21 protein-coding genes and 1 pseudogene are annotated in these 25,905 nt (G+C 73.4%); 13 read left to right on the top strand and 9 right to left on the bottom strand.

Going from position 1 to position 25,905, the window contains the following annotated elements; all coding sequences use genetic code 11:
• Window positions 1-189: 189 nt before the first annotated feature.
• The 4 genes from ssgD to BLW85_RS31820 all read left to right on the top strand — a co-directional run bounded on the left by ssgD (window position 190) and on the right by BLW85_RS31820 (window position 4,778).
• Window positions 190-606 (top strand): spore wall synthesis regulator SsgD, encoded by a 417-nt coding sequence (gene ssgD, locus BLW85_RS31835; RefSeq protein WP_070029529.1) that lies wholly within the window; start codon window positions 190-192, stop codon window positions 604-606.
• A gap of 304 nt (window positions 607-910) precedes the next feature.
• Window positions 911-2,527: an ABC-F family ATP-binding cassette domain-containing protein gene (locus tag BLW85_RS31830; RefSeq protein ID WP_074994459.1), complete on the top strand. Its 1,617-nt coding sequence runs from the start codon at window positions 911-913 to the stop codon at window positions 2,525-2,527.
• 271 nt (window positions 2,528-2,798) lie between these two features.
• The gene (gene ddaH / locus BLW85_RS31825) at window positions 2,799-3,575 is read left to right on the top strand and encodes a dimethylargininase (protein WP_070029527.1); all 777 of its coding nucleotides are present in this window, start codon (window positions 2,799-2,801) and stop codon (window positions 3,573-3,575) included.
• 225 nt (window positions 3,576-3,800) lie between these two features.
• Window positions 3,801-4,778, top strand: coding sequence for an acyl-ACP desaturase (locus tag BLW85_RS31820; RefSeq protein ID WP_070029526.1), 978 nt, complete (start codon window positions 3,801-3,803; stop codon window positions 4,776-4,778).
• A gap of 143 nt (window positions 4,779-4,921) precedes the next feature.
• Here the strand turns inward: BLW85_RS31820 and BLW85_RS31815 are convergent, their stop codons facing one another.
• Window positions 4,922-5,167: a WhiB family transcriptional regulator gene (locus BLW85_RS31815; RefSeq protein ID WP_070029525.1), complete on the bottom strand. Its 246-nt coding sequence runs from the start codon at window positions 5,165-5,167 to the stop codon at window positions 4,922-4,924.
• A 264-nt stretch (window positions 5,168-5,431) separates the two neighbouring features.
• Here BLW85_RS31815 and BLW85_RS31810 point away from each other — a divergent pair, with 264 nt between their 5' ends.
• Window positions 5,432-6,211, top strand: a complete 780-nt coding sequence (locus BLW85_RS31810; protein ID WP_070029524.1) for a VOC family protein — start codon at window positions 5,432-5,434, stop codon at window positions 6,209-6,211.
• A gap of 7 nt (window positions 6,212-6,218) precedes the next feature.
• Here BLW85_RS31810 and BLW85_RS31805 read toward each other — a convergent pair whose 3' ends face one another.
• Window positions 6,219-7,313, bottom strand: coding sequence for a LacI family DNA-binding transcriptional regulator (locus tag BLW85_RS31805; protein WP_425275351.1), 1,095 nt, complete (start codon window positions 7,311-7,313; stop codon window positions 6,219-6,221).
• A gap of 72 nt (window positions 7,314-7,385) precedes the next feature.
• Window positions 7,386-8,402 (bottom strand): non-homologous end-joining DNA ligase, encoded by a 1,017-nt coding sequence (gene ligD / locus BLW85_RS31800; protein WP_208624922.1) that lies wholly within the window; start codon window positions 8,400-8,402, stop codon window positions 7,386-7,388.
• A gap of 74 nt (window positions 8,403-8,476) precedes the next feature.
• On the opposite strand from ligD, the gene BLW85_RS31795 reads away from it, so the two are divergent.
• Window positions 8,477-9,547, top strand: coding sequence for an ATP-dependent DNA ligase (locus BLW85_RS31795; RefSeq protein ID WP_074994453.1), 1,071 nt, complete (start codon window positions 8,477-8,479; stop codon window positions 9,545-9,547).
• Between the two features lies 1 nt (window position 9,548).
• On the opposite strand, the gene BLW85_RS31790 is transcribed toward BLW85_RS31795, so the two are convergent.
• Window positions 9,549-10,739 (bottom strand): zinc-dependent alcohol dehydrogenase, encoded by a 1,191-nt coding sequence (locus tag BLW85_RS31790; RefSeq protein WP_074994451.1) that lies wholly within the window; start codon window positions 10,737-10,739, stop codon window positions 9,549-9,551.
• Window positions 10,740-10,917: 178 nt separating this feature from the next.
• Here BLW85_RS31790 and BLW85_RS31785 point away from each other — a divergent pair, with 178 nt between their 5' ends.
• On the top strand, window positions 10,918-11,862 hold the full coding sequence (locus tag BLW85_RS31785; RefSeq protein ID WP_074994448.1) for a DUF3048 domain-containing protein: 945 nt from the start codon (window positions 10,918-10,920) through the stop codon (window positions 11,860-11,862).
• A 28-nt stretch (window positions 11,863-11,890) separates the two neighbouring features.
• Here BLW85_RS31785 and BLW85_RS31780 read toward each other — a convergent pair.
• Window positions 11,891-14,567 (bottom strand): annotated as a pseudogene (locus BLW85_RS31780) (ATP-binding protein).
• 170 nt (window positions 14,568-14,737) lie between these two features.
• On the opposite strand from BLW85_RS31780, the gene BLW85_RS31775 reads away from it, so the two are divergent.
• Both BLW85_RS31775 and BLW85_RS31770 read left to right on the top strand, forming a co-directional pair.
• Window positions 14,738-16,030: an MFS transporter gene (locus BLW85_RS31775; protein ID WP_074994446.1), complete on the top strand. Its 1,293-nt coding sequence runs from the start codon at window positions 14,738-14,740 to the stop codon at window positions 16,028-16,030.
• Complete coding sequence (locus tag BLW85_RS31770) at window positions 16,027-17,202, top strand: anhydro-N-acetylmuramic acid kinase (protein ID WP_074994444.1); 1,176 nt, start codon at window positions 16,027-16,029, stop codon at window positions 17,200-17,202. Before BLW85_RS31775 ends, BLW85_RS31770 begins: the two co-directional genes overlap by 4 nt.
• A gap of 66 nt (window positions 17,203-17,268) precedes the next feature.
• On the opposite strand, the gene BLW85_RS31765 is transcribed toward BLW85_RS31770, so the two are convergent.
• Window positions 17,269-17,610 carry a hypothetical protein gene (locus BLW85_RS31765; protein ID WP_074994443.1) on the bottom strand — a complete coding sequence of 114 codons (342 nt, stop codon included), beginning with the start codon at window positions 17,608-17,610 and terminating at the stop codon, window positions 17,269-17,271.
• Window positions 17,611-17,867: 257 nt separating this feature from the next.
• Between BLW85_RS31765 and BLW85_RS31760 the strand changes: the two genes are divergently transcribed.
• Entirely contained in the window at window positions 17,868-18,668 is an 801-nt protein-coding gene (locus tag BLW85_RS31760; RefSeq protein WP_244174949.1) for a hypothetical protein, read from the top strand.
• A gap of 170 nt (window positions 18,669-18,838) precedes the next feature.
• Complete coding sequence (locus BLW85_RS31755) at window positions 18,839-20,080, top strand: DUF2510 domain-containing protein (protein ID WP_074994439.1); 1,242 nt, start codon at window positions 18,839-18,841, stop codon at window positions 20,078-20,080.
• Window positions 20,081-20,222: 142 nt separating this feature from the next.
• Here BLW85_RS31755 and BLW85_RS31750 read toward each other — a convergent pair whose 3' ends face one another.
• The gene (locus BLW85_RS31750; RefSeq protein ID WP_071828782.1) at window positions 20,223-20,837 is read right to left on the bottom strand and encodes a TetR/AcrR family transcriptional regulator; all 615 of its coding nucleotides are present in this window, start codon (window positions 20,835-20,837) and stop codon (window positions 20,223-20,225) included.
• Window positions 20,838-21,066: 229 nt separating this feature from the next.
• Between BLW85_RS31750 and BLW85_RS31745 the strand changes: the two genes are divergently transcribed.
• Together BLW85_RS31745 and BLW85_RS31740 are read left to right on the top strand one after the other, a co-directional pair.
• Complete coding sequence (locus tag BLW85_RS31745) at window positions 21,067-21,867, top strand: phosphatase PAP2 family protein (protein WP_070029512.1); 801 nt, start codon at window positions 21,067-21,069, stop codon at window positions 21,865-21,867.
• Window positions 21,864-22,853 (top strand): DMT family protein, encoded by a 990-nt coding sequence (locus tag BLW85_RS31740; protein WP_074994437.1) that lies wholly within the window; start codon window positions 21,864-21,866, stop codon window positions 22,851-22,853. The genes BLW85_RS31745 and BLW85_RS31740 overlap by 4 nt, the downstream gene beginning before the upstream one ends.
• Window positions 22,854-22,940: 87 nt before the next feature.
• Here the strand turns inward: BLW85_RS31740 and BLW85_RS31735 are convergent, their stop codons facing one another.
• Together BLW85_RS31735 and BLW85_RS31730 are read right to left on the bottom strand one after the other, a co-directional pair.
• A complete protein-coding gene (locus tag BLW85_RS31735; RefSeq protein ID WP_074994435.1) occupies window positions 22,941-23,789 on the bottom strand; it encodes an LURP-one-related family protein in 849 nt (282 codons plus the stop codon).
• 66 nt (window positions 23,790-23,855) lie between these two features.
• A complete protein-coding gene (locus BLW85_RS31730; RefSeq protein WP_074994433.1) occupies window positions 23,856-25,904 on the bottom strand; it encodes a phosphocholine-specific phospholipase C in 2,049 nt (682 codons plus the stop codon).
• Window position 25,905: the final 1 nt, after the last annotated feature.

Raw genomic sequence — 25,905 nt, 5'->3', positions numbered from 1 at the left:
CGCCGGGGCGCCGTCCAGAGGGCCAACTGCCGCGCGCCGTACGGCGGCAGTGTCCCGCCCGCCGTGTGCATGAACGCGGTGACCGAGGTCACTCGTACACCAGGTGCACGCCCCGGCCGATTCCGTCGTCTCATCCAGTGCCGGGTGTCACACCAGGACGCAGTCCAGCCGTCACGAGGGAGCAAGGCGTTGTCCACCGTCATCGAGCAGCTCGTAGAGGCCCGTCTCGTCGCCGCCGCACCGCGCATGCCGAACATTCCCGCCACGCTGCGCTACGACCGCAGCGACCCGTTCGCCGTGCGGATGACCTTCCCGGCCCCGGCCACCCTGGAGGGGGTCGAAGTGTGCTGGACCTTCGCCCGCGAACTGCTCGCCGCCGGGCTGGAGAGCCCGGAGGGGCACGGGGACGTGCGGGTGCGGCCGTACGGCTACGACCGCGTCGTCCTGGAGTTCCACGCCCCGGAGGGCACCGCGGTCATCCATGTCCGCGCGGCCGAGATACGCCGCTTCCTGGAGGCCGCCGACGCACTGGTACCGGCCGGCCTCGAACACCTCCAGCTCGACCTGGACGGCGCTCTGGCGGACCTGATGCGGGACAGTCGGTAACGGGAGCGGCCCGCCACGGGGTGCGGTCGGCCGTGCCACCCGTAAATCGCGTTGACTGCCGTCCGGCCTGCTCCTACCGTTTACCTCGGTTCTGTTGCCGTCGATCGGAGAAGGACGTTGCTCGTCTGAGGTTCGGAGACACCGCGTCGCACCGGTGAGGTGTGCGTGGCGTACGACCTCGGCGTTCGAGCCGTCCTCCGGCACAGGGCCTTTTCTTCTGCACGGCCTCCGGATGGTCCCTCGGTTCCGCCTCGCGGTGTCCCCACACGCGCCCACCGAACCGCAACCACCCCGCGAGGCATCCATGTCATCTTCCCTCACCTGCACGTCCCTCTCCTTCGCCTGGCCCGACGGCACCACCGTGTTCGACGGACTCGACCTCGCCTTCGGCCCCGGCAGGACCGGGCTCGTCGGCGCCAACGGAACCGGCAAATCGACCCTGTTGAAGCTGCTGACCGGTGAACTCGTCCCGGCCGACGGCACGATCAAGGTCCAGGGCGAGATCGGCCACCTGCCGCAGAACGTCACCCTGGACACCGCCCTCCGTGTCGACCAGGCCCTCGGCATCGCCGAGCGCCGGGCCGCGCTGCACGCCATCGAGGCGGGCGACGTGACCGAGGAGCACTTCGAGACCGTCGGCGACGACTGGGACGTGGAGGAGCGCGCCCTGGTCACCCTCGGCGAACTCGGCCTCGGCCACATCGGGCTGGACCGCACCGTCGGCGAGGTGTCCGGCGGCGAGTCGGTGCTGCTGCGGCTGGCCGCGCTGCTGCTGCGCCGCCCGGACGTGCTGCTCCTTGACGAACCCACCAACAACCTCGACCTGCACGCGCGTCGCCGCCTCCACCAGGCCGTCGCCGCCTGGCCCGGGGTGCTGGTCGTGGTCAGCCACGACCGCGAACTCCTCGACCTGGTCGACCAGATCGCGGAGCTGCGCGCCGGAGAGGTCGCCTGGTACGGCGGCAACTTCACGGCGTACGAGCAGGCGCTGGCCGTGGAACAGGAGGCGGCCGAACGGATGATGCGGGTCGCCGAGGCCGACGTGCGCAAACAGAAACGCGAACTGGCCGACGCGCAGGTCAAGTTGGCCCGGCGCAAGCGGTACGGACAGAAGATGTGGGAGTCGAAGCGCGAGCCGAAGATCGTGATGGGGGCCCGCAAGCGCGCGGCCCAGGAGTCGGCGGGCAAGCACCGCATCATGCACGAGGAACGGCTCGCCGAGGCCCGCGAGCGCCTGGACGAGGCGGCGGACGCGGTGCGGGACGACGACGAGATCCGCGTCGAGCTGCCGTACACCGCCGTACCGCCCGGCCGGCAGGTGCTCACCCTGGAGGGCCTGGAGACGGCGTACGGCGCGCGGGTCGAGGGGGTCCTCGACCTGCGCGGCCCGGAACGGATCGCGCTGGTCGGCCGCAACGGCTCCGGGAAGACCACGCTGCTGCGTACGGTCGCCGGGGAGCTGGCACCGGTGGCGGGCACGGCGACGGCGCACGTCCCGCTGCGGTTCCTGCCCCAGCGGCTGGACGTGCTGGACGACGAGCTGACGGTCGTCCAGAACGTGGCCCGGTTCGCGCCGGACGCCACCAACAACCGGATCCGCGCGCGGCTGGCCCGGTTCCTGTTCCGGGGCGCGCGCGCCGACCAGCGGGCGGGCACGCTGTCCGGCGGCGAGCGCTTCCGGGCCGCGCTGGCCGCGCTGATGCTCGCCGAACCGGCGCCCCAGCTGCTCCTGCTGGACGAACCGACCAACAACCTCGACCTGGCGAGCGCCCGGCAGCTGACCTCCGCCCTGGAGTCGTACGAGGGCGCGCTGCTGGTGGCCAGCCACGACCTGCCGTTCCTGGAGTCGATCGGCATCACCCGGTGGCTGCTGATGGAGGACGGACGGCTGAGGGAGGTGGAGCCGGAAGAGGTCGGGTAGAGCCGGACCGGGCGCTCGGCGGCCCGTGCCCTCCCCCGGCGCCGGGGGCCGGCTGCCGAGCGTCGCCGGCCCGCGGGGCGGCACGCCGCCCGGACCGGCGGCCCGGCGACGGCCGAAGCGGCGGCCGGCGGTCGTCGGGGCCACGGGCCACGGGCGGGGGACGCGCTGTTGCGGCAGCGGTTTTGTGCTGGGCCCGGCGGGCTGCATGATGGCGGATCGGCGCCGGACGAACCCGGCGCAGGCACCGTGTTCCCGACCGGAAAGGCCCGTCGTGCCCAGCAAGAAGGCCCTCGTTCGCCGTCCCGGCCCCCGTCTGGCCGACGGACTGGTCACGCACGTCGAGCGGGAGCCGGTCGATGTCGCGCGGGCCGTCGAGCAGTGGGAGGCGTACGTCGGGACGCTGCGGGCGCACGGCTGGGAGACCATCGAGGTCGAACCGGCCGACGACTGCCCGGACTCGGTGTTCGTGGAGGACACCGTCGTCGTCTTCCGCAACGTCGCGCTGATCACCCGGCCCGGCGCCGCCGCCCGGCGCCCGGAGACCGCCGGGGTGGAGGAGGCGGTGGCCCGCCTCGGCTGCTCGGTGAACTGGATATGGGAGCCGGCCACCCTGGACGGCGGCGACGTCCTGAAGGTCGGCGACACGCTCTACGTGGGCCGCAGCGGACGCACCGACGCGGCCGGGGTGCAGCAGCTGCGGGCCGTGTTCGAGCCGTTGGGCGCCCGGGTGGTGGCCGTGCCGGTGAGCAAGGTGCTGCATCTGAAGTCGGCCGTGACCGCGCTGCCGGACGGCACGGTGCTGGGACACATCCCGAGGGTGGACCGGCCCTCGCTCTTCCCCGGGTTCCTCTCGGTGCCCGAGGAGTCCGGCGCGCAGGTGGTGCTGCTCGGCGGGCACAAGCTGCTGATGGCGGCGAGCGCCCCGAGGACCGCCGAACTGCTGACCGATCTCGGCCACGAGGTGGTGACGGTGGACATCGGCGAGTTCGAGAAGCTGGAGGGCTCGGTGACCTGCCTCTCCGTGCGCCTGCGGGAGCTGTACGCCTGACCGGGTGACACCTATCCGCCGGCGGCCCCGGGACCGGCGCGCCCCGGAGCCGTTCCGCGTCCCTGACGGTGTGTCGTCCCCGCTGGTCCGGGCGCTTTTACGGCGACTTAACCTACGGTTTCGTAACCTACGGTCTCGTAGCTTACGATCACGTAGGTTTCCCGGCACCGCTCGCCGGTACCCGTGTTTGTGCTCTCCTTCGTTCGGCGTCCCCCTGGAGTTCCCGTGACCATTGCCTCTCCCCACCTCGGCAGCCCGACCGCCTGGACCGACGCCCGGCTGTTGTACGCGCTGGAGGAAGTGGTGGAAAGGGAGTTGAACCGGCATCTGCGGGCCGCGAAGGACTGGATGCCGCACGAGTACGTGCCCTGGGGCGACGGGCGCAACTTCCCGGCCTTCTTCGAGGACGGCGAGGCGTGGGCGAAGGACCAGTCCAAGGTGACGGACATCGGCCGCACCGCCCTGGTGGTCAACCTGCTGACCGAGGACAACCTGCCCAGCTACCACCACGAGATCGCCAGCCTCTTCGGCCGCGACGGCGCCTGGGGCACCTGGGTGCACCGGTGGACGGCGGAGGAGGGCCGGCACGGCATCGTGATGCGGGACTACCTGCTCGCCTCCCGCGCGGTGGACCCGGATCAGCTGGAGCGCTTCCGCATGGCGCACATGAGCGAGGGCTTCGAGTCCGACAACGGGCACTCGATGCTGCACTCGATCGCCTACGTCGCCTTCCAGGAGCTGGCCACCCGGATCTCGCACCGCAACGCCGGCCACCAGTCCGGTGACCCGGTGTGCGACCGCATGCTCTCCCGGATCGCGACCGACGAGAACCTGCACATGGTGTTCTACCGCAATCTGCTCCAGGCGGCGTTCGAGCTCGCGCCCGACCCGACCATGCAGGCGGTGCGGGACGTGGTCGTCGGCTTCCGGATGCCCGGACACGGCATCCCCGGCTTCGAGCGGGCCGCCGCGCAGATGGCGATCGGCGAGGTCTACAACCTGCGCATCCACCACGACGACGTACTCCAGCCGGTGCTGCGCTACCTGAAGGTGATGCAGCTCGACGGCCTCGGTCCGCAGGGGCGCCAGGCCCAGGAGGAACTCGGTCTGTTCATGGGCGGCCTGGACGAGGAGGCCGGCCGCTTCGACGAGAAGCTGGCGGCGCGCAAGGCACGGATGGCGGCGCGGGCCGCGGGGCACTGACGGCACGGAGCGCGCGCGGCGCGGCGTCGACCGCGGGGCGCTGACCGCGGGGCACTGACCGCGCGGGGCGTGCGGCGCGGACGGCACGGACCTGGCCGGTGGGGCGGGCCGCCGGGGGTGAGGGCGGTCCGCTGCGGGGGGGGTCAGCCCGAGGTGCGGCGCAGGGCGAGGCGCTCCTTCTCGGACAGACCGCCCCAGACGCCGAAGCGTTCGTCGTTGGTCAGCGCGTAGTCCAGGCAGGCCGAGCGCAGGTCGCACATCCCGCAGATGCGCTTCGCCTCGCGCACCGAGCTGCCCGGCTCGGGAAAGAAGAAGTCCGGGCCGGTCTGCGCGCACAGGGCCTGCGCCTGCCAGGTCTCGTCGGCCGGGGTGATCGTGTCGAAGTGCATGGCCAGGATCGTGCCCCGCGGCGAAAAACGTTCGATCAACGCGCGCTCAACGCGGTCGTCGGGGCCTCCGGCCGACCCGATGATGCTCCCCGGTGCCCGGCGGGCGCACGGCGGCGCGCGGAAACATCGAAAACTCTGGGAACAGGCCCGGTCACCCGAGGTGAGGGCGGGCCGTGCGGCGGCCGGCGGTCTTCCGGCGGCGGTCGCCGGCGGGCGGTGCCAGACTCGGCAGTGCAGCGGACGGCACCCTTCGAGGAGGGCTCCATGCTCACCACCGATTTCGTCGACGGCGCCCCGAACTGGCTCGACATCGGCGCGCCCGACATCGACGGCGCGTGCTCCTTCTACGGCGGTCTGTTCGGCTGGCGGTTCCGGTCGGCGGGGCCGGACGCCGGCGGTTACGGCTTCTTCCAGCTGGACGGGCGGACCGTCGCCGGCGGCATGCGGACCGAGCCCGGCCAGGGCCCGCCGTCCTGGACGCTGTACTTCCGCAGCGAGGACGCGCGGGCCACCGCGCAGGCGGCCCAACAGGCCCATGGCAGGGTGCTGTTCGGTCCGGTCGACGTGCTGGGCCAGGGACACATGGCGGTCCTCTCCGACCAGGCGGGCGCGACGTTCGGGATCTGGCAGCCCGGCGAGACCAGCGGGGTGGAGGTGGCGAACGCGCCGGGCGCGCTGTGCTGGGCCGAGCTGCACACCCCGGACATCGCGGCGGCGGCCGCCTTCTACCGCCGCGTCCTCGGCCTGGAGACCTCCGGCGTGCCGTTCCCGGGCGGCACCTACACCTGCGTCAACCCGGGCGGCGCCGGGGAGGACGCGATGTTCGGCGGGATGGTGCCGCTGGCCCGACCGGAGGACGAGCCCTACTGGCTGCCGTACTTCGAGGTCGAGGACGCGGACGCCGTCGCGGCCGAGGCGCTGCGGCTCGGCGGGACGCTCGTGGTGCCGCCGGCCACGATCGAACGGGTGGGCCGCATGGCGACGCTCGCCGATCCGTACGGGGCGCGGTTCGCGGTGATCAAGAGCGCGGGCGCGCGGGAGTGAACGCCGGTCAGGCGGACGCGCGCCGTATCAGCGTGGTCGGCAGGATCACGCCGGACGGCGGGGCGCCCGGCCGCCCGCCGTCGGTGCCGTCGGCGGCGACGCCCCCGGTGGTCCTCCGGGTGGCGGCGCCGTCCACCAGCAGCCGGGCCATCAGGCGGCCCATCCGCTCGATGTCCTGACGGACGGTGGTCAGCGGCGGGTCGGACTCCTCGGCGAGCGGCAGCATGTCGTCGAAGCCGACCACGGCCACGTCCTGCGGTACCCGCAGGCCCCGCTCCCGCAGGACGCGCAGGGCGCCCAGCGCGGTCAGGTCGTTCGCGGCGAACACGGCGTCCACGTCGGGGCGGCGGGCGAGGAGTTCCCGCATGGCCCGTTCCCCGCCGGCCGGGGTGAAGTCGCTCTCCACGACCAGCGCGGGATCGGCCCCGCCGGCCGTCTCGGCCACGACGTCCCGGTAGCCGTCGAGCCGGTCCACCGCCGAGGTCTGGTCCAGGGCGCCGGTGAGGTGCGCGATCCGGGTGCGGCCGAGGGCCGCGAGATGGCGTACGGCGGTCCGGGCGCCGCCCCGGTTGTCGCAGTCCACGTACACCGCCGTACCGGTGCCGTCCCGCCAGCCGGGCCGGCCGCCGAACACGGTCGGCACCCCGGCGTCGTGGATCAGCCGGGGCAGCGGGTCGTCCAGGTGCAGGGAGAAGACCAGCGCCCCGTCGACATGGCCCCCGGCGAGGTACCGGGCCACCCGCGTGTGGTCGTCGCGGCCCTCGGTGAGCAGCAGCACCAACTGGTTGTCGCAAGCGGTCAGTTCCTTGCTGATGCCGCGCAGCTGGAGGGCGAAGAAGGGGTCGGTGAAGACGCGGGTCTCGGGTTCGGCGATGACGACCGCGACGGCGTCGTGCCGTTTGGTGACGAGGCTGCGCGCCGCCTGGTTGGGGACGTAGCCCAGTTCCTCGACGGCCCGCCGGACCCGCTCGGCCAGCGGTTCCCGCACGCCGGAGCCGCCGTTGACCACCCGCGACACGGTGGCTCTGGACACCCCGGCCCGCGCGGCCACGGCCTCCAGCGTGGGACGCGACACTGCGTCGGACACAGGGGGACTCCTCATCGGCCGGCTGCCGACCAGGATAACGAGGGCCACCGCGCCGGTGGTCGAGGGGGCCGTACCGGTGCGGCACCGTCAGGACGGCTCCCGGCGGGCCCGGCTCGGCTGGACGCGTTTGGGCTCGCCGGGCATCTTCGGGTACTCCGGCGGATACGGCAGGTCGCCGAGACCGTGGTCGTGCTCGTCACGGCGGGCCAGCTCCAGCAACGCGTCCAGTGAATGGGCCCGTTCCTCCATGCCGGCGTGTACGTCCCCGAGTTCCTCGAACCGGGCCGGCATGGTGGCGAGGTCGAAGTCGGTGGGGTGCACGGAGTCGATCTCGTCCCAGCGCAGCGGTGCGGAGACCGTCGCTTGCGGGCGGGGCCGTACCGAGTAGGCGGAGGCGATGGTGCGGTCGCGGGCGGTCTGGTTGTAGTCGAGGAAGATGCGCTTGCCGCGCTCCTCCTTCCACCACTTGATGGTGACCTGCTCGGGCATCCGCCGTTCCATCTCCCGGCCGACGGCGATCGCGGCACGCCGTACCTGGGTGAAGGTCCAGCGCGGTTCGATGGGCACGAAGACGTGCAGGCCCCGGCCACCGGAGGTCTTGGGCCAGCCGCGCAGCCCGCCGAACTCGTCGAGGACGGCGCGCAGTTCATGGGCGGCGCGGACGGCGTCGGCGAAGTCGGTGCCCGGCTGCGGGTCCAGGTCGATGCGCAGTTCGTCGGGGTGGTCGACGTCACCGGCCCGCACCGGCCAGGGGTGGAAGGTGAGGGTGCCGTACTGGGCGGCCCACACCACCGCAGCCTCCTCGGTGGGGCACATCTCGTCGGCGCTGCGGCCGCTCGGGAAGGTGATGTGCGCGGTGGGGATCCAGTCGGGCATGCCCTTGGGGGCGCGTTTCTGGAAGAACCACTCGCCCTCGATGCCGTCCGGGTGGCGTTCCAGGGTGGTGGGGCGATCGCGCAGGGCGCGCAGGATGCCGGGGCCGACCGCGATGTAGTACCGCGCGAGGTCCAGCTTGGTGAATCCCCGCTCCGGGAAGAACACCTTGTCCGGGCTGGACAGCCGTACGGTCCGCCCGGCCACCTCCAGTTCCACCGCATCAGCCATGCGGCCACCGTAGGCGCCCCCCGCGCGGCTCGCACACCGGGCGCACACGGGCGTGCGCGAGCAGAATCGGAGCCATGGAGCTGCCCGTCATGCCGCCCGTGAAGCCGATGCTCGCCAAGCCGGTGGCGAGGATCCCGCCGGGCATGCACTACGAGGCCAAGTGGGACGGGTTCCGCTCCATCGTGTTCCGCGACGGCGCCGAGGTCGAGCTGGGCAGCCGCACCGGCAAGACGCTGACCAGGTACTTCCCCGAGCTGGTCGAGGCGTTGCGGGAGCGGGTGCCGCCCCGGTGCGTGCTCGACGGGGAGATCGTGATCGCGCGCGGGGGGCGGCTGGACTTCGACGCGCTGACCGAGCGGATCCACCCGGCCGCCTCCCGGGTGCGGATGCTCGCGGAGAAGACCCCGGCCTCGTTCGTCGCCTTCGATCTGCTGGCGCTGGACGACCGGGCCCTGCTCGACGTGCCGCTCACCGATCGCCGGGCCCTGCTGGAGGAGGTCCTCGCCCAAGTCGCCGCGCCGGTGCACCTGGCGCCCGCGACCACGGACCTCGCGGTGGCCGAGCAGTGGTTCGATCGGTTCGAGGGGGCCGGTCTCGACGGGATCGTGGCCAAGCCGCTCGAGCTGCGCTACCTGCAGGACGAACGGGCCATGTTCAAGATCAAGCACGAGCGGACGGCGGACGTCGTGGTGGCCGGGTACCGCCTCCACAAGAGCGGCCCGGTGGTGGGCTCGCTGCTGCTGGGCCTGTACGACGACCGGGGCCGGCTCCAGCACGTGGGCGTGTCGGCCGCCTTCCCCATGAAGCGGCGCGCCGAACTGGTCGAGGAGCTGGCGCCGCTGCGGATGGACGACGTCGCCGGGCACCCGTGGGCGGCCTGGTCCGAGGAGGCCGCCCACGAGACCGCCCGGCTGCCGGGGGCGCCGAGCCGCTGGTCCGGGAAGAAGGACCTGTCCTGGGTGCCGCTGCGCCCGGAGCGGGTGGCCGAGGTCGCCTACGACCACATGGAGAACGGGCAGCGCTTCAGGCACACCGCCCGTTTCCGCCGCTGGCGACCCGACCGCACCCCCGGGAGCTGCACCTACGCCCAGTTGGAGGAGCCGGTGCGGTACGACCTCGGGGAGATCCTCGGCTCGAAGGGATGAGTCAGGGCTTCATGAGGACCTTGATCGCGCCGTCCTCCTTGCGCTGGAACATCTCGTAGGCGTGCGGCGCCTCGGACAGCGGCACCCGGTGCGTGGCGAAGTCCTCGACACCGAGCGGGTCCTCGTCGGTGAGGTACGGCATGATCTGGTCGCTCCAGCGGCGCACGTTGGCCTGCCCCATGCGCAGCTGGATCTGCTTGTCGAACAGGGTGAGCAGCGGCATCGGGTCGGCCATGCCGCCGTAGACGCCGCTGAGCGAGATGGTGCCGCCGCGCCGTACCAGGTCGATGGCCATGTGGAGGGCGCCGAGCCGGTCGACGCTGAAGCGTTCGGCGAAGGGCGCGGAGATCTTGCGCGGCAGGAGGGCGGTGGCCTGCTGGGCGAGCTTCGCGGCGGCGCTGCCGTGCGCCTCGGTGCCGACGGCGTCGATCACCGCGTCCGGGCCCCGGCCGCCCGTCGCCTCCTGGATCGCGTGGATCAGCGTCTTCTCGTCGTCGAAGGCCCTGAGGTCGTACGTCTTCACGCCCCGCCGGTTCGCCCGCGCGAGCCGTTCGGGCACCAGGTCGATGCCGAAGACCTGTTCCGCGCCGCGCGCCAGGGCGATCCGGCAGCTCATGTCGCCGATCGGGCCGAGGCCGAGGACCGCGACGCTGCCGCCGGGCGGGACGGACGCGTACTCGACGGCCTGCCAGGCGGTGGGCAGCACGTCGGAGAGGTAGACGAACCGGTCGTCCGGCGGGCCCTCGGGCACCTTCATCGGACCGAACTGCGCCTGCGGCACCCGCAGATACTCGGCCTGGGCGCCCGGCACCGCGCCGTACAGGCGGGTGTAGCCGAACAGGGCGGCTCCCATGCCCTCGCCGGTGACCTGGGTGGTCTCGCACTGGGTCGGCAGTCCGGTGTCGCACATGAAGCAGTGCCCGCAGGCGATCTGGAACGGCACCACGACACGGTCGCCGGGCCGCAGGTTCGTCACCTCCGAGCCCACCTCCTCCACGATGCCCATGGGCTCGTGGCCGAGGATGTCGCCCGGGGTCATGAACGGGGTGAGCACTTCGTACAGATGCAGGTCCGAGCCGCACAGCCCGCTGGAGGTGACGCGGATGACGGCGTCCGTGGGCTCCTCGATCCTCGGGTCTGGCACGTCCTCCACCCGCACGTCCCGCCTGCCCTGCCAGGTGACTGCCTTCATGGGGTCGCGCTCCCTTGGGTCGCATCGGTACGCACCGATGTATCCGTTTTGCGGTGGCCCCCGGGTACCCGTGGGTCACCGCGCCGAACCTCCTGGTGGGCGCGGTGCGGGTGCGTGGCGGGGCGCGGCCGGGTAGGACCGGAGTGCGCACGGGTCCGGTCGGCGAACGGGGGCGAGGGTGGACGGGAGACACGGTCCGGTCGGGGCCGCGGCGGCGGCGCTCGCCCTGGTCTGCGCCCTCGTGTCGGGGTGTGGCGGGCACGGCCGCGCCGAGATCCCGACGCCGCCGCCGACCGCCACCGCCGCGGGCGGTTCCCCGCTCGCCGTGAAGATCGACAATGTGCCGGGGGCGCGCCCGCAGACCGGGCTGGACGCGGCCGACGTGGTGTACGCGGAGCAGGTCGAGGGCGGCCTGAGCCGGCTGATGGCGGTGTACGCGAGCCGGCTCCCGCCCGTCGTCGGACCGGTGCGCAGCGCCCGGGAGTCCGATCTGGAGCTGCTCGGCCAGTTCCACCGGCCGTATCTGGCCTTCTCCGGCGCCCAGCGCAGGCTGCTGCCGCTGATCGACCGGGCCCCGCTGCGCCCCGAGCCCGCCGACCGGGCCCCCGCCGCCTACTACCGGGACGGCACCCGCGCGGCGCCGCACAACCTCTTCCTGCGCCCGGCGCGTCTGGTGCCCTCCGCACCGGGCAGGACCGCGCTGACCACGGGTTTCCGCTACGGCCCGGCCCCGTCCGGGGGCACCCCGGCGGCCTCGCGCACGGTGCGCTACCCGCAGGCCCGGTTCACCTTCACCTGGTCCGCCGCGCGGCACGGCTGGCTGATCGCCATGGACGGCACGCCCACGACCACCACGGACGGGCCGCGCCCGGCCCCGCCGACCGTCGTCGTCCAGTACGTCACCGTCCGCGACTCCGCGTACCACGACGTCCTCGGCAACCCCACCCCCTTCACACGGACCGTCGGCACCGGGAAGGCGGAGGTGCTGCGCGACGGACGCTCCTACGCCGCCACCTGGTCACGGCCGGCGGCGAGCGGCGGTACGACGTTCACCGGGGCGGACGGGGCACCGCTGGACTTCGCCGAGGGGCAGGTGTGGGTGGTGTTCGCGCGGGCGCGCTGAACGCCGTACGGCCTGCGCCCGTCATCCGTCATCTGAGCCCTCCGGCCGCCAGCGCCTCGCTCGCCTGTGCCGCCAGCCCGTCGGCCCCGCAGGAGCGGGCCAGGTCGAGGCCGCGGCGCAGATCGGCGGCGGAGCGGGCGAGGATGCCGTGTTCGATGCGGGCGGCCGCGTGTTCGTACTGGGAGGGCGAGGCCTCCAGATAGGTGACGGCGCGGGCGGCCAACTGGGCCGCCCGGCAGCCGGTTTCGAGGGCGGCCGCGCAGCGCAGGGCCTCGCCGATGGCGGTGTCGGTGCCGAACCGCTCGGCCTGCCGGCGGGCGTCGGCGGCAAGCCGGGCGGCGCGGCCCGGGTCCTGTCCGGCGAGGGCCTTGGCGAGGTCGATCGACCACGGTGCGAGCACGGGGTTGTGGCCGCCCCGGGAGACGGCGGTCTTCTCGGCGGCCTCCAGCTCGTTGATCCCCTCCTCGGTGCGGCCGACGGCGAGGAGCAGCCGGCCGCGCACGCAGCGCACGTCCGGCAGGACGATGGTGGAGGGGTAGGGCGGGGCGAAGCCGTACTGCTCGGCGACCGACCATGCCTCCGCCACCCGGCCGCGGGCGAGCAGGGTGTCGACCAGTCCGCAGGTGGCCGACCAGTGCAACGGCAGGCGGCGGCCGACGCGTTCGGCGAGCACGAGGGCCTCGCGCAGATGCTCCTCGGCGTCCTTGAGGCGGCCCTGTCTGCGGTAGGCGAGCCCCAGATAGGCGTTGGCCAGGGAGAGGTGGCCGCCGTGCCAGCCGGCGCCGGTGTAGACGCGCAGCGCCTCGGCGAACAGGCTTTCGGCGCGGTCGAGCCGGTCGGTGTAGACGTAGGCGCTGCCGAGCATCATCAGCAGCTCGATGCCCCATTCCCGGTCGGTCCAGCCGAGTCCGGGCGCGAGCCGGCCGTTGACGAGGGCCCGGTCGCACAGTTCGAGGATCTCGGCGGCGCTCTCGCCGTGGGTCATGGCGTCGAAGCCGCGCAGGATCAGCAGGGCGCGCTCGGTGTTGTCGCGGCCGGTGCAGGTGGCGGCGAGTTCGGCGAGGCTGCGGGAGCGGGCCGGGGCGACGGTCTCGCCGTGGATGCCCTCCCACATGTACTGGAAGGCCTGCAACCGCATGCGGACCGGGCCGGCCTCGTGCCGGGCGGCCTCGGCCTCGATGGTGCGGACGGCCTCTTCGAGCTGGTCGTTGTGGAGCAGGGCCTGGGACAGCCGGACCACGGCGTCGACGCGGTCGCGGCCGTCGAGTCCGCGCATGCCGAGGGCGCTGCGCAGATGGCCGATGGTGACGGCGGGCGCGGTGAGCAGCGTGGCGCAGCCCAGTTCGTACAGGACGTGGGCGTGGATCTCGGGCCGGGGCGGTTCCTGGAGGGCGCGTTCGAGGCAGCGGCGGGCCGCGTCGGGCGCGCCGACGGCGAGGTGTTCGCGGGCGGCCTCGCGGAGCTGTTCGACCAGTTCCTCGTCGTCGTCCGGGTGGACCTCCAGGAGGTGCCGGGCCGCCTCGGCGGCGCCGCGGCCCATCTCGGTGACGATGTCGGCGGCGACGCCGTGCATGGCGGTGCACACGGCCGGCGGGATGGAGTTGTAGACGGCGGAGGCGATCAGCGGGTGCACGAACTCCAGGTCGCCGCCGCGGTGTTCGCCCGCCGGGTCGGGCACGGCGAGGATGCGGGCCGCGCACAGCAGGTCGGCGCAGTGCCGGGCGGTGTCCTCGCCCATGGTGGCGAGGCGGGCGACCGACTCCAGGGTGATGCCGGTGCCGAGGATCGCGGCGGCCCAGGCGAACTGGGTGGCTTCCAGGCCGAGTTCCTTGATCCGGTCGACCAGTCCGCCGCCGCGCCCGGCGTGGTTCAGTGCGCGCAGTTCGGCGGCGCGGGCCTCCACCGGCGGCAGTTCGCTGTCCTGGACCTTGGCGAGGAGTTTCGACGGTGTCGTAGGGGTTGCCCGCGGTGACCGCCCAGACCTCGCGGCAGAACGCGTCGTCGGCGTGCCGGCCGAGGGTGGCACGGGTGAGCCCGGCCGCGGCGTCCGGGGTGAGGGCGCGCAGGTTGGTGACGGAGCGGCCCGCGGCGGCGGCGACCGTGTCGAGGTGGCGGGCGCTGTCCCCGCCGACCTCGCCGGGCCTGCGGGCGACCACCACGAGGACGGACAGGTCGTCGAGGCGTTCGGCGAACGCGGCGAGCCAGCGCAGGGTCTCCTGGTCGGCCCAGTGCGCGTCGTCGATGAGCAGCACGAGCGGGTACTCGCGGCGGGCGAGCCGGCGCACGGCGGCGACGAGGCCGTCGCACACGTACTGCGGGTCGGCGCTCTCCTCCTGCGGTTCGGTTATGCCGAGGGCGGGCCCCGCGATGTCGTACCAGTCGCCGAGGTACTCGCGGGCCTCCTCGGGCAGCAGGCAGAGCAGGGCGGGTTGCAGTAACTGCCGTACGACGTTGAAGGGTACGGATCTCAGGGTCTCGGCGCCGCGCGCGTACCACACGGTGCACTTGCGGCTCTCGGCGATGCGGCGGGTCTCGGCCAGCAGCGCGGTCTTGCCGAGCCCGGCCTCGCCGCGGAAGACCAGCAGGCTGCCCGCGGACTCCCGGTCGGCGCGCAGCTCGTCGATGGCCCGTGCGACGGTGGCGAGCTCCGCCTCCCGCTCCCACAGGGAAGCCGCGGCGGCCGCCGACGGCCGTCCCTCCGTCATCCCGTTACCTCCCCAGGTCGCCCGAATGACGTACAGACCCCGAGCGTAGCCGTCCGGTGGGATATGTGGTGGCGGCTCGGGGCAGCTGTTGCCCCGCCGGGTGAAAGTGCGGGCGGACAGGCGACGCGGGCCCGCCCCGAACAGGGTCGTCAGCGGACGGAGCGTCAACAGTGGCCGAGACCAGACGGATTCCGGACAATCGCGCGCGGGGGCGGGGGCCCGGGGTACGGGCCGTGGCGGCGGGGTCGGTGGGCAACTTCGTCGAGTGGTACGAGTTCGCCGTCTACGGCTTCCTGGCGACCGTGCTCGCCGAGCGTTTCTTCACCCCGGCGGGCGGCGGCGCGGCCGAGGGGCTGGTGCGCACGTACGCCTCGTTCGCGCTGGCGTTCTTCTTCCGGCCGCTCGGCGCGGTCCTGTTCGGCAGGCTGGGCGACCGGTTCGGGCGGCGGCCGGTGCTGATCGGGGTGGTGGCGCTGATGTCGGGCGCCACGGCGCTGATCGGGCTGCTGCCGACGTACGGCACGGCGGGCGCCCTCGCGCCCTGGCTGCTCACCCTCCTGCGGATCGTCCAAGGGCTGGCGGCGGGCGGGGAGTTCGGGGGCGCCGTGGCGGTGCTGACGGAGTTCGCCCCGCCGGGGCGGCGGGGGCGGTACGGGGCGTGGCAGTCGTTCACGGTGGCGCTGGGGCTGCTGGGCGGGGCGGGGGTGACGGCGGTGACGGCCGCGGCGCTCGGCGCGGACCGGTTGTCCGCGTGGGGGTGGCGGCTGCCGTTCCTCGCGGCCGTGCCGCTGGGCCTGGTGGCGCTGTGGCTGCGGGCGGGGCTCGCGGAGACCCCGGAGTTCCTGGAGCGGGCCGAGTCGCCCGAGGTCCGGCTGGGTTGGGGTGCGCTCGCGCTGGCGGCGGCGCGGGTGACGGGATGGGCGGCGGCCGGTTACACCTTCCTGGTCGTCCTCCCCTCCTACCTCCAGACCTCGCTGCACACGGGCCTGTCGCAGGCGCTGCTGGCCGCGGCGGTGGCCAACGCCGGTTTCGCCGCGGCGATCCTGCCGGCGGGGGTGCTCAGCGACCGGGTGGGACGGCGGCCGGTGCTGCTCGCGGGGGCCGCGCTGGTGGTCGTGGCGGCGCTGCCCGTGCTCGGTCTCCTCCGCAGTCCCACCGCCTCCCCGGTGGCGAAGGCGCTCGCGCTGGCCGGGGCCGGCGCGGTGGTGGGGCTGATGGCGGGGCCGGGTCCCGCGCTGCTCGCCGAGATGTTCCCGGCCCGGGTGCGCTGGACCGGTCTGGGCCTCGCCTACGCCCTGTCCAACGCCGTGTTCTCCGGCTGCGCGGGCCTGATCATCACGGAGGCGGTCCGCCGCACGGGGAACGCGGACGTGCCCGCGTACTACGCGGCGGGGGCCTGTGCGGTGAGCGCGGTGGCGCTGGTCGCACGGGCCCCGCACGAGGAGAGACGGAGGAAGCGGTGAGGGTGATCGGGCTGATGTCCGGGACGTCGTACGACGCGGTCGACGCGGCGGCGGCGGATCTTTGGCTGGACGGCGGCACGCTGGAGCTGCGCCCCCTGGGGCTGGTCGGCACGCCGTACGAGGAACCGCTGCGCGCGGCGCTGGCCGCGGCGCTGCCGCCGGCCGCCACCGGCCTGGACGCGGTGTGCCGGCTGGACACCGCCATCGGGCGGGCGTTCGCCGCGGCGGCCGTCCGCGCGGACCGCGAACTGTGCGCCGGGCAGGCGGAGTTGGTGGTCTCACACGGTCAGACCGTCTACCACTGGGCGGACGGCGGACGGGTGCACGGCACGCTGCAGCTCGGCCAGCCGGCCTGGATCGCCGAGGCGACCGGGCTGCCCGTGGTCGCCGACCTGCGCGCCCGGGACGTCGCGGCCGGCGGGCAGGGGGCGCCCCTGGTGAGCCTGTTCGACCTGCTGTGGCTGCGCGGCCGGCCGGGCCGGCCGGTGGCGCTGAACATCGGCGGCATCGCCAATCTGACCGCGCCGGACGGCACGGCCTTCGACACCGGGCCCGGCTGCGCGCTGCTGGACGCGGCGGCGCGGGAGTTCAGCGGCGGCCGGCTGGCCTGCGACGAGGACGGCGCCCTCGCCGCGCGGGGCACGCCCGACCCCCGGCTGCTCCGGCGGCTGCTGGCCGAGCCGTACTACGCCCTGCCGCCGCCCCGGACCACGGGCAAGGAGCTGTTCCACGCCGGGTATCTGCGGGCGGCCGGGGCCTTCGACGGCGGACGCCCGGAGGACGTGCTGGCCACGCTCGCCCTGCTGACGGCGCGTACCGTCGCGGACGCGGTGCGGTCCGTGGGCGGGACGGAGGTGATCGCCTCCGGTGGGGGCGTGCGCAACCCGGTGCTCACCGGGCTGCTCCGGGACCGGCTCGGGGAGATCCCGCTGCGCACCTCGGACGAGTTGGGGCTGCCGGCCGCGGCGAAGGAGGCGTACGCGTTCGCGGTGCTCGGCTTCCTCACCGTCCACGGGCTCGCCGGCACCGATCCGCGCAGCACGGGTGCCCGCCGGCCGAGCGTGCTGGGCTCGGTGACACCGGGCCGGGACGGCTTCCGGCTCCCGCCGCCCACGCCGGACGCGCCGGTGCGGCTGGTGGTGCGGGGAGAAGGTGATCCGCGAACGGCCTGAGGGCTGTCCGGCAACCGGCGGTCAATCCCCCGTGCCGATACCGCTGCGGGCCCGGCCGCGGCGAGATCATTCCCCTGCTTCCCGCCCGCTCTGTCCGAAGGCGGTGCGGCAGCGTTCGACCTGGTCGGCCACCAGTTCCATGAACCAGCACATGATCTCGTAGGGGACGACGTGCTCATCGTGACCGTGGATGTGGACGGCCGGCTCCAGACCCGGATCCTCGTCCGGGACGAACGCCACCATGAACGCGTCTCCTGGCAGGTGCCGCACGGCATCCGGGATGTCGTCCCGTGCGGCCGGCGCGGGCACGGCCTCACTCAGCTCCACGGCCCAGGCGTCGTCGGGCAAGGCGTAGTGGAACCGGACGGCGTACTGACGCCCTGCGTGTTCCCTCAGTTCGGCCGGCATGACGCCATGCTGCCAGTCAGCGGGGTGCACTCCTGCCGCTCCGGACCCGCCCACGAACGGCTGATCACCCTCCGGCTTGACTCTGACGCTGCTGGAGGCTTGACGATCGCGCTGTAGGCGACACGCGGATCATCGCCGAAGACCTGCACTGCATCGCGATCCGCATCACGGGCGGCGACCCGGACCGGATCGAGACCACCGCGCGGCATGCGGCCGCCGCCGGGCTGGAGGTCTGGTTCTCGCCCTTCCCCTGCGAGATGACCGACGAACAGATGCTGCCGTACTTCGCCGACTGTGCCGAGCGAGCCGAACGCCTGCGCCGTGACGGCGCCGACGTCGTCCTCGTCACCGGCTGCGAACTGAGCCTGTTCGCCCGCGGCTACCTGCCCGGCGACACCTTCAACGAGCGCATCCCGGTCCTGGCCGGCCCCGATCGCGAAGCCGCGCTGCGACCCCTCCCCGACAAGGTCAACGCCTTCCTCGGCGACGTCGTCCGCACCGTGCGCCCTCGCTTCGCCGGCCCGGTCAGCTACGCCTCGTGCCCCCTGGACGGCGTGGACTGGAGCCCGTTCGACATCGTCGGCCTGGATGCCTTCCGGAGTCTGCGCAACGCCGCCACATACCGCGACGACCTGCGCAAGGAGTTCACCCACGGCAAGCCGGTGGCCATCATGGAAGTCGGCTGCTGCACCTTCCGCGGGGCGGGCGACTACGGCGGCTCGGGCTGGTACGTGGCCATGGAGCCGGACGGTGTCACCCCCAAGCCGCACCTGGTGCGTGACGAGGGCGAGCAGGTCCGCTGTCTCGACGAGCTCATGCCGGTCTTCGAAGACGAAGGCGTCGACTCCGTCTTCTGGTTCAGCTTCGCCGGCTACGGCACTCCCCACCGCCTGTCCGGACCCGACCCCGACCTCGCCTCCTACGGCATCGTCAAGATCCTCGACGAGCACAGCGGCTACCCCGCGGACGCGCGTACGTACCCGGACATGCCCTGGGAACCCAAGGAGGCGTTCCACGCCCTGGCGAACCACTACCGGGCCCGCAGGCAGCAGGGCTGAAGACCGGAAGAGACGCTCCGGCCGCATTGGCCGACAAGAAGCCGGGGCACTCCCCGTCATGGTGTTCGGCGCCATCGGCCGAAGATTTCAGGGGTGAAATATCCTGAGTCGATCGGATTGGCGGCAGATCCTCTCATCCCACTTTCACCGTTGCCTCATACGGTGGGCCCATGACGCAGGTGACTCCTCCCGGGTGGTACCCCGACCCCGGGCAGACGCAGGACGGTCCGCCCACCGAGCGCTGGTGGGACGGCGCGGCCTGGACGGACCGGATCCGCCCCGCCGGCAGCGCCGCCACGTGGGGTCCCCCGGCCGCGACGCCGCCGACGGGCGGGCCCGGGACGGATTCGGACCAGGCGGCTCCCGCGGGTCCGGCGTCGCCGGCCGGTGAGGCCCCGAACGTCGACGCGGCTTCGGGGTCCACGCCGGAGGCACCCGCCGACCTGACTCCGCCCGGGCCTCCGGCGCAGCCCGCCGGCCAGGCGCCCCAGGCGTTCCCCGGCGCGCCCGTGCCGCCCGTCGGCCCGGCCTACGGTTCCCCCTCCGTTCCCCAGCCCCCGCAGGGCGCTCCCGCCTACCAGGGCTACCCGTCCTACTCCGGTTACCCCGCCTACCCGGCCCCGCCGCCGCCTCCCGCCCGGCGGGGGCTGCGGATCGGGATAGCCGTCGCGGCGGCGGTCGTGGTGCTGGCCAGTATCGGGGTCGGCGTGTACGCGCTGACGAACGACGGCGGCGGTGACCGGGCGAGTTCCCAGCACCATCCGGTGGGCGGTCCGGAGGACGGGCCGGGAGGCCCCGGCGGTTCGGGCGGCGGCCAGGACGGGCCCGGCGGCCCCGGTGACGACCAGCCGTCGCCGGGGCACTCCCCCGCACCCAAGATCAAGGGCGGCGGTACGGTGCCGGACGCGATCGACGGCATCAGCCTGCCGGTGCCGAAGGGCTGGACCGGGGAGACGATCAGCGTCGGCGCGCAGGTGACCTCGGACGACTCCTACAAGTGCCCGGGCAACAGCTCCGACACCTGCACCGCGGGCGGCGCCTACACCGCGCCCGCCATGGCGCTGGGCACCGAGGGGAACACCCCGGAGGAGGTCGCGAAGGCGGACATCGCGGCCAACGCGAAGGAGTCGTACGGCGGCGCCAGCTACGGCGGCATCACCTCGCACCAGGTACTGGCCTCCCAGGCGGTCACGGTGGCCGGGCAGAAGGGCTATCTGGTGCGCTGGAAGGCCGTCACCAGCAAGGGCGCCGACGGCCTGGTCGAGTCGGTCGCCTTCCCCTCGCCGAACGACGCCCGGCAGATGGTGGTCGTGCGCTTCGGCGTCGACGTCGGCCACGACGACGCGGTCATCGACGAGATCCTCAAGGGGATCACGGTCTCCTCCGGCGGCGGGAGCGGCCAGAGCGTCTGACACCCCGGAGCAGTCGGCCGGGCGGGCTCCCCCTCCGCTCAAAGGGGAAACCCGCCCGGCCGGGGGTGCGCGCCGCCCCCGTCCCCACGGTGCGGCGCGGACAGACCGCCGTTCAGTCATCCCGTGAACGGCGGCCTGGGTCTCAGTTCAGTCCGAGTGCGGGCAGCACGGTGGCCTCCACGAACCGGACGAGGTACTCGGCGTCGGCGTACTGTCCGCTGAGCACCGGACGGATGCGCAGCACGCCGAACATCATGGCGGGGACGAACTCCAGCGCGGGATGGTCCGCGCGGATCTCACCGCGGGCCACGCCCCGGTCGATCATCTGCTGGATCGAGGCGAGCTCCGGGTACACCAGCGCCTCGCGCAGCGCCTGCGCCAGTTCGTGGTCCTGGGAGACCGCGGGCCCGAGGGCCTGGAGCAGCTTGGTGTCCTTGCGGGACCAGTCACCGGCGGCCCGCGCGGTCTGGCGCAGGTCCTCGGCGAGCGATCCGGTGTCGATGCCGCCGAAGCGCACCCGCCGGTTGGCGCGCAGCGCGGCGGCCACGAACTGGGGCTTGTTGCGCCACTGCCGGTAGAGCGTGGACTTGCTGCACCGGGTGCTGGCGGCGACGCCCTCCATGGTGACGGACTCGTAGCCGCACTCGCGGATCTGTTCCAGCACGGCGTCGAAGAACTCCCGCTCACGCTCCGGCGTGATCTTGGAGCGGCGCGAGGCGACGACCGACTCCGGTCCCTCCGCGGCCTGCGACGTCATGTGCTGCTTCCCCTCACTCGTGTCGGGCGCTGCGGTGCCCGGTTTCCAGTGTGTCGCACTTCAATCGATACGCAAGTGTACCGGTACTCCATCGTATCGGTACACTTCCGTATCGGTACATCAGCGTATCGGTACGGAGGCGTACCGGACTTTCGCGCACCGTACCGCGGGGGGCCGCCGCACGCGGCTCGCCACGACAGACAACGACCGTCAGCGAAGGGGCCGGGGGATGACCGCGCTCACCGAGCCTGCCGAGGCAGAAACGGAGTCCGACGCAGCCGCGCGTCCGGGACTCATACGCGAGTTCCTGCTCGTCGCCGGGCTCTTCCTCGTCTACAAGCTCGGCCGGCAGCTGGCCACCGGCCACACCGCCGCCGCCTTCCACAACGCCCATCGCGTCTGGGGCTTCGAGCGGACCCTGCACCTGCCCCACGAGACCGCCGTGCAGTCGGTGCTGCTGGACAACGGCGCCCTGGTCCACCTGGCCAACACCTACTACGCGACCGTCCACTTCCCGGTCACGGTCGCCTTCCTGGTCTGGCTCTACGTCAAGCGGCCCGCGCACTACGTCTGGGCCCGCCGGGTCCTCGCCGTGGTCACCGCGGCCGCCCTGGTGCTGCCCTTCACGTTTCCGCTGGCCCCGCCGCGCATGCTGACCGGCACCGGTCTGGTGGACACCGCCCGGCTCTACGGCCCCTCCGTGTACGGCCCGCCGGCCGACGACCACCTGTCCAACCAGTTCGCCGCGATGCCCTCGCTGCACTTCGGCTGGGCGCTGATGGTGGCGATCGGACTGATCGCGGCCACCCGCTCGCGCCGGCGCTGGCTGTGGCTGCTGCACCCGCTGCTGACCCTGCTGGTGATCGTGGGCACGGCCAACCACTACTGGCTGGACGCGCTCGTCGCGACCGCCATGCTGGGCATCGCCCTCGCGCTGATCCGCCCGCCGCGGCGGACCACCACCATGGCGGGCCGCGGCACCGGCCCGCTCGTCCCGCGCCAACGGGTCCTGGCGGGAGCGGGCCGATGAGCGCCGCCGAGACGGCCGCCGTGGCACTGTCCCTGGTCTCGGCCGTGGCGTACGCGCTCGCCGCCGTCGCCCAGGAACGGCTCGCCGCCCGGAGCGCCGGCTCCGGGCTGCTCCGGTTGCTCGGCACCGGCGCGTGGTGGTCGGCGGTGGGCCTGAACGCGGGCGCCGCCCTGCTGCACGTCGTGGCCCTCAAGTACGGTCCGCTGACCGTGGTGCAGCCGCTCGGCGCGCTCACCCTGGTCGCGGCCGTGCCGCTCGGCGCGCGGGCGGCCGGACGGCGGGTCAGCGCGGTGGAGTGGCGCGGTACGGCGCTCACGCTGGCCGGTCTCGGCGCGTTGCTGGTCACCGCCTCGGGTCCGGCGCCCTCCCGGGTGCTCAGCCTGCCTGCGGCACTCGCGGTCGCCGGTGCGACGGCCGCACTGGTCGGCGCCCTGTCCTGGCCCGGCGCCCGGCCCGGGCTGCGGCACGCCACCGCGTCCGGCCTCGCCTCGGGCGTCGCCTCCGCGCTGACCCAGACCGTGACCGTCGCGGCCACCGACCGCTCGGGACCGGTGCTGAGCACCGAGGTGATCGTGGTTGCGGTGCTCGTCGCGGCGTTCGCCGTGGGCGGGCTGCTGCTGTCCCAGACCGCCTACCGCGGCGGGCTCGGCGCCCCGCTGGCGGTGGTCACCCTGGCCAATCCGGTGGCCGCCGCGCTGATCGGGCTCACCCTGCTCGGACAGGGCCTCGCCGGCGGCGCCGCCGGTGTGCTGCTGGCGCTGGCCGGGGCGGGGCTGGCCGCCCGGGGCGTGGTGCTGCTCACCCGGGTCGCCCCCGAGCGGACGGCGGACCCGGACCATCCGGTGGCCGCGGTGCTCGCGCTGGAGCCGGACACGGCGGCGGCCGAACCGGCCCTGCGCAGCCGGCCGCCCGCACAGCGGGAACGGCCGGGACGGCGGCGGCAGCCGGACCAACCGGAACAGCCGGGGCACCTCACCGCCCTGTGAACGACCGCGCACACGTCGGCGGCCGGTGCTCGCGCACCGGCCGCCGTGACCGTGTTCGGTGTCGCGCGCTCCCCGTGCGGGTCGCGCTCAGTTCCAGCCCCGCGAGTCCTGCTTGAGCGCGGTGTCGACGGTCAGGGCCGTCGCCACCACCAGGCTCAGCAGCGGCTCGGGCAGCTGGTAGTGGATCTGCAGGACGTAGTTGTCCGCGCTGGTGAACAGCGTCTTGGCGAGGCCTTCCCAGGTCTTGGTGATCCGGGCCACCTCGTTGTCCGCGTGGTCGACGATCGCGAAGTTCCACGCCCGCCAGTTCTCCGCCTTGATCGCGCCGACCTGCCGGCCGTCCGCGTTCATCGCGAAGTTGATCTTGCCGATCATGTTCTGCTGGACGATCTCACCGACCGGCGAGCCGTCCGGCCGGGTCACGATCACCCGGGACTTGAAGAACTTCGCGGGCCGGGTCAGCACCAGCTGGGGCATGCCGTGGGCGTCGCGGATCTCCAGCTTGTGGGTCATGAACTGGTCGAGGCTGGAGACGAAGCGCAGGATCTTCTTCAGCACGCCCTGACCGATCTCGGTGACCGAGCCGATCTCCCGGCCGTGCTGATCCATGACCTTGTACTCGTTGGTCACCTCGATCAGCTTGGCCTTCTGGTTCACCACCAGCACGGGCTCGGTGAACAGGGTGCCGCCGCCGGTGGCGTTCGACACGACCCCGGCCTGCTGCTGCACCTGGCGCTGCACCCGGGGGTCGGCGCCCTGCTGCTGCGGGAACGGGGCGGCGGCCTGCTGCGGTACGGCCTGCTGGGCCTGCGGCGCCTGCTGCGCCTGGTTGTTCGTGTGCTCGGTCCACTGCGTGCCGTCCCAGTAGCGGAGCGTCTGGGGCGCCCCGTGCGGGTCCGGGTACCAGCCGGCGGGAGTGTTCGATTGCGTGGTCACCGGGGCACACTACCCTGATCTGACCGGTACCTGACCAGCCCGCACGGAGCGGTGCTCATCGCCCGTTCACCCCGTCGCGATGGCCGGGTCGCTGACGCCGGGCCGCCCGTTCTCGACGTGACCGGCGAAGCCGCGCACGAACGCCGGGTCGTCCGCCGAGGTCACGGTCAGGTCGTACCAGCGGTGACCGCGGGTGAGGTCCACGGTGTGCCGCACGGTGGCGCCCGGCCGCACGGTCACCGCCGCCGGGGCGCCGCCGTAGCCGTCCGCGATCCGCAGCCGGGCCGCGCCGGAGCCCTGGTTGGTGAGGACCAGTTCGACGCGCTCGCCGGTGTACCGTGCGGTCACCTCCGGACCCGCGCTCCTGTTGCCGCCCTTGAAGACGCGCAGGAAGCCGTTGGGGCCGTGCACGGCGAGGTCGTAGACGCCGCCCGAGTAGGCCGAGTGCCAGGTGTCGGACAGGGTCTTGCCGGCCTCGGTGGTGTAGGTCCAGGGGCCGTCGCCGCGGTTGCCGGAGGTGACGAGGAAGACCGCGCCCGCGTGCGCGCCCGAGGCGAAGGTGAGGGTGAACGTGCCGGCCCCGGTGTCCGCCGAACCGTCCACCACGGGTGCGTACTTCAGCGGGCGGGTGGGCCTGCTGCCGCGCTCCTGGCGGGGCAGCGAGGGGTTCGCTGGCGGCTTGGGCACGTAGTCGGGGTGCCGGTCCGCGTCCGGCGGCCGGTAGCCGGCCGTGGACGGCAGCCGGACGGCCCCGGCGTCCTTGCGGGAGAAGTCGAAGGCACTGGTGAGGTCGCCGCACACGGCGCGCCGCCAGGGCGAGATGTTGGGCTCGCGCACCCCGAAGCGGCGCTCGATGAAGCGGATGATCGAAGTGTGGTCGAACGTCTCGGAGCAGACGTAACCGCCCTTGCTCCAGGGCGAGACGACGATCATCGGGACCCGCTGGCCGAGCCCGTAGGGGCCGGCCGCGTACCCGGCGCCGCCCTGGTACACGTCGAGCGAGGTGTCCACCGTGGACTTGCCCTGCGCCCCGGAGGCGGCCGGGAAGGGCGGCAGCACGTGGTCGAAGAAGCCGTCGTTCTCGTCGTAGGTGAGGAACAGCGCCGTCTTCCCCCACACCTCGGGGTTCGAGGTGAGCGCGTCCAGCACCTGGGAGACGTACCAGGCGCCGTAGTTGGCGGGCCAGTTGGGGTGCTCGGTGAAGGCCTCGGGCGCCACGATCCAGGAGACCTGCGGGAGCCTGTCCGCGCGCACGTCCGCCCTGAGCCGGTCGAAGAAGCCCTCGCCCTGCCGGGCGTCGGTGCCGGTGCGGGCCTTGTCGTACAGCGGATCGCCGGGCCGGGCGTCGCGGTACTGGTCGAAGTAGAGCAGGGAGTTGTCGCCGTAGTTTCCCCGGTAGGCGTCCTCGATCCAGCCCCAGCCGCCGTTCGCGTCCAGGCCGTCGCCGATGTCCTGGTAGATCTTCCAGGAGATCCCGGCCTTCTCCAGGCGCTCGGGGTACGTAGTCCAGCCGTAGCCCTTCTCGTCGTTGCCGAGCACCGGGCCGCCGCCTTGGCCGTCGTTGCCGACGTGACCGGTCCACATGTAGTAGCGGTTGGGGTCGGTGGAGCCCATGAACGAGCAGTGGTAGGCGTCGCAGACGGTGAAGGCGTCCGCGAGGGCGTAGTGGAACGGGATGTCCTCGCGGGTCAGGTGCGCCATGGTGGTGGTGCCCTTGGCCGGAACCCACTTGTCGTACTTACCGCCGTTGAAGGCGGCGTGGGTGTCGGGCCAGCCGTGCGGCAGGTCCTGGAGGAAGGCGAGCCCCAGGTCGTCGGCGTCCGGGTGGAAGGGCAGGACGTCCTTGGCGCCGTCGGACTGCTGCCAGACGGAACGGCCCTGCTGGCTCACCGCCCGCGGGTCCCCGAAGCCCCGCACCCCTCTGAGCGAACCGAAGTAGTGATCGAAGGAACGGTTCTCCTGCATCAGGACGACGATGTGCTCGACATCCTCCAGGGACCCGGTGCGGTGATGGGCGGGCAGGGCGGCCGCGCGCTGGATGCTGCTGGACAGCGCGGTGAACGCCGTGGTGGCGCCCGCTATCTGGAGGAATCGCCGCCGGTTGACTTGGGGCATG

Source organism: Streptomyces misionensis (assembly GCF_900104815.1).
Taxonomy (GTDB): domain Bacteria; phylum Actinomycetota; class Actinomycetes; order Streptomycetales; family Streptomycetaceae; genus Streptomyces; species Streptomyces misionensis.
This window is presented reverse-complemented; position numbering and strand designations above follow the sequence as displayed.

What these genes read in the sequence shown, in the direction of transcription:
- BLW85_RS31730 (WP_074994433.1), bottom strand. Translation starts at nt 25,904, where the DNA reads ATGCCCCAAGTCAACCGGCGGCGATTCCTCCAGATAGCGGGCGCCACC.
- BLW85_RS31805 (WP_425275351.1), bottom strand. Translation starts at nt 7,313, where the DNA reads ATGAGGAGTCCCCCTGTGTCCGACGCAGTGTCGCGTCCCACGCTGGAG.
- BLW85_RS31790 (WP_074994451.1), bottom strand. Translation starts at nt 10,739, where the DNA reads ATGAAGGCAGTCACCTGGCAGGGCAGGCGGGACGTGCGGGTGGAGGAC.
- BLW85_RS31765 (WP_074994443.1), bottom strand. Translation starts at nt 17,610, where the DNA reads ATGCCGGCCGAACTGAGGGAACACGCAGGGCGTCAGTACGCCGTCCGG.
- BLW85_RS31810 (WP_070029524.1), top strand. Translation starts at nt 5,432, where the DNA reads ATGCTCACCACCGATTTCGTCGACGGCGCCCCGAACTGGCTCGACATC.
- ligD (WP_208624922.1), bottom strand. Translation starts at nt 8,402, where the DNA reads ATGGCTGATGCGGTGGAACTGGAGGTGGCCGGGCGGACCGTACGGCTG.
- BLW85_RS31755 (WP_074994439.1), top strand. Translation starts at nt 18,839, where the DNA reads ATGACGCAGGTGACTCCTCCCGGGTGGTACCCCGACCCCGGGCAGACG.
- BLW85_RS31740 (WP_074994437.1), top strand. Translation starts at nt 21,864, where the DNA reads ATGAGCGCCGCCGAGACGGCCGCCGTGGCACTGTCCCTGGTCTCGGCC.
- BLW85_RS31830 (WP_074994459.1), top strand. Translation starts at nt 911, where the DNA reads ATGTCATCTTCCCTCACCTGCACGTCCCTCTCCTTCGCCTGGCCCGAC.
- BLW85_RS31795 (WP_074994453.1), top strand. Translation starts at nt 8,477, where the DNA reads ATGGAGCTGCCCGTCATGCCGCCCGTGAAGCCGATGCTCGCCAAGCCG.
- BLW85_RS31815 (WP_070029525.1), bottom strand. Translation starts at nt 5,167, where the DNA reads ATGCACTTCGACACGATCACCCCGGCCGACGAGACCTGGCAGGCGCAG.
- BLW85_RS31760 (WP_244174949.1), top strand. Translation starts at nt 17,868, where the DNA reads ATGACCGACGAACAGATGCTGCCGTACTTCGCCGACTGTGCCGAGCGA.
- BLW85_RS31750 (WP_071828782.1), bottom strand. Translation starts at nt 20,837, where the DNA reads ATGACGTCGCAGGCCGCGGAGGGACCGGAGTCGGTCGTCGCCTCGCGC.
- BLW85_RS31745 (WP_070029512.1), top strand. Translation starts at nt 21,067, where the DNA reads ATGACCGCGCTCACCGAGCCTGCCGAGGCAGAAACGGAGTCCGACGCA.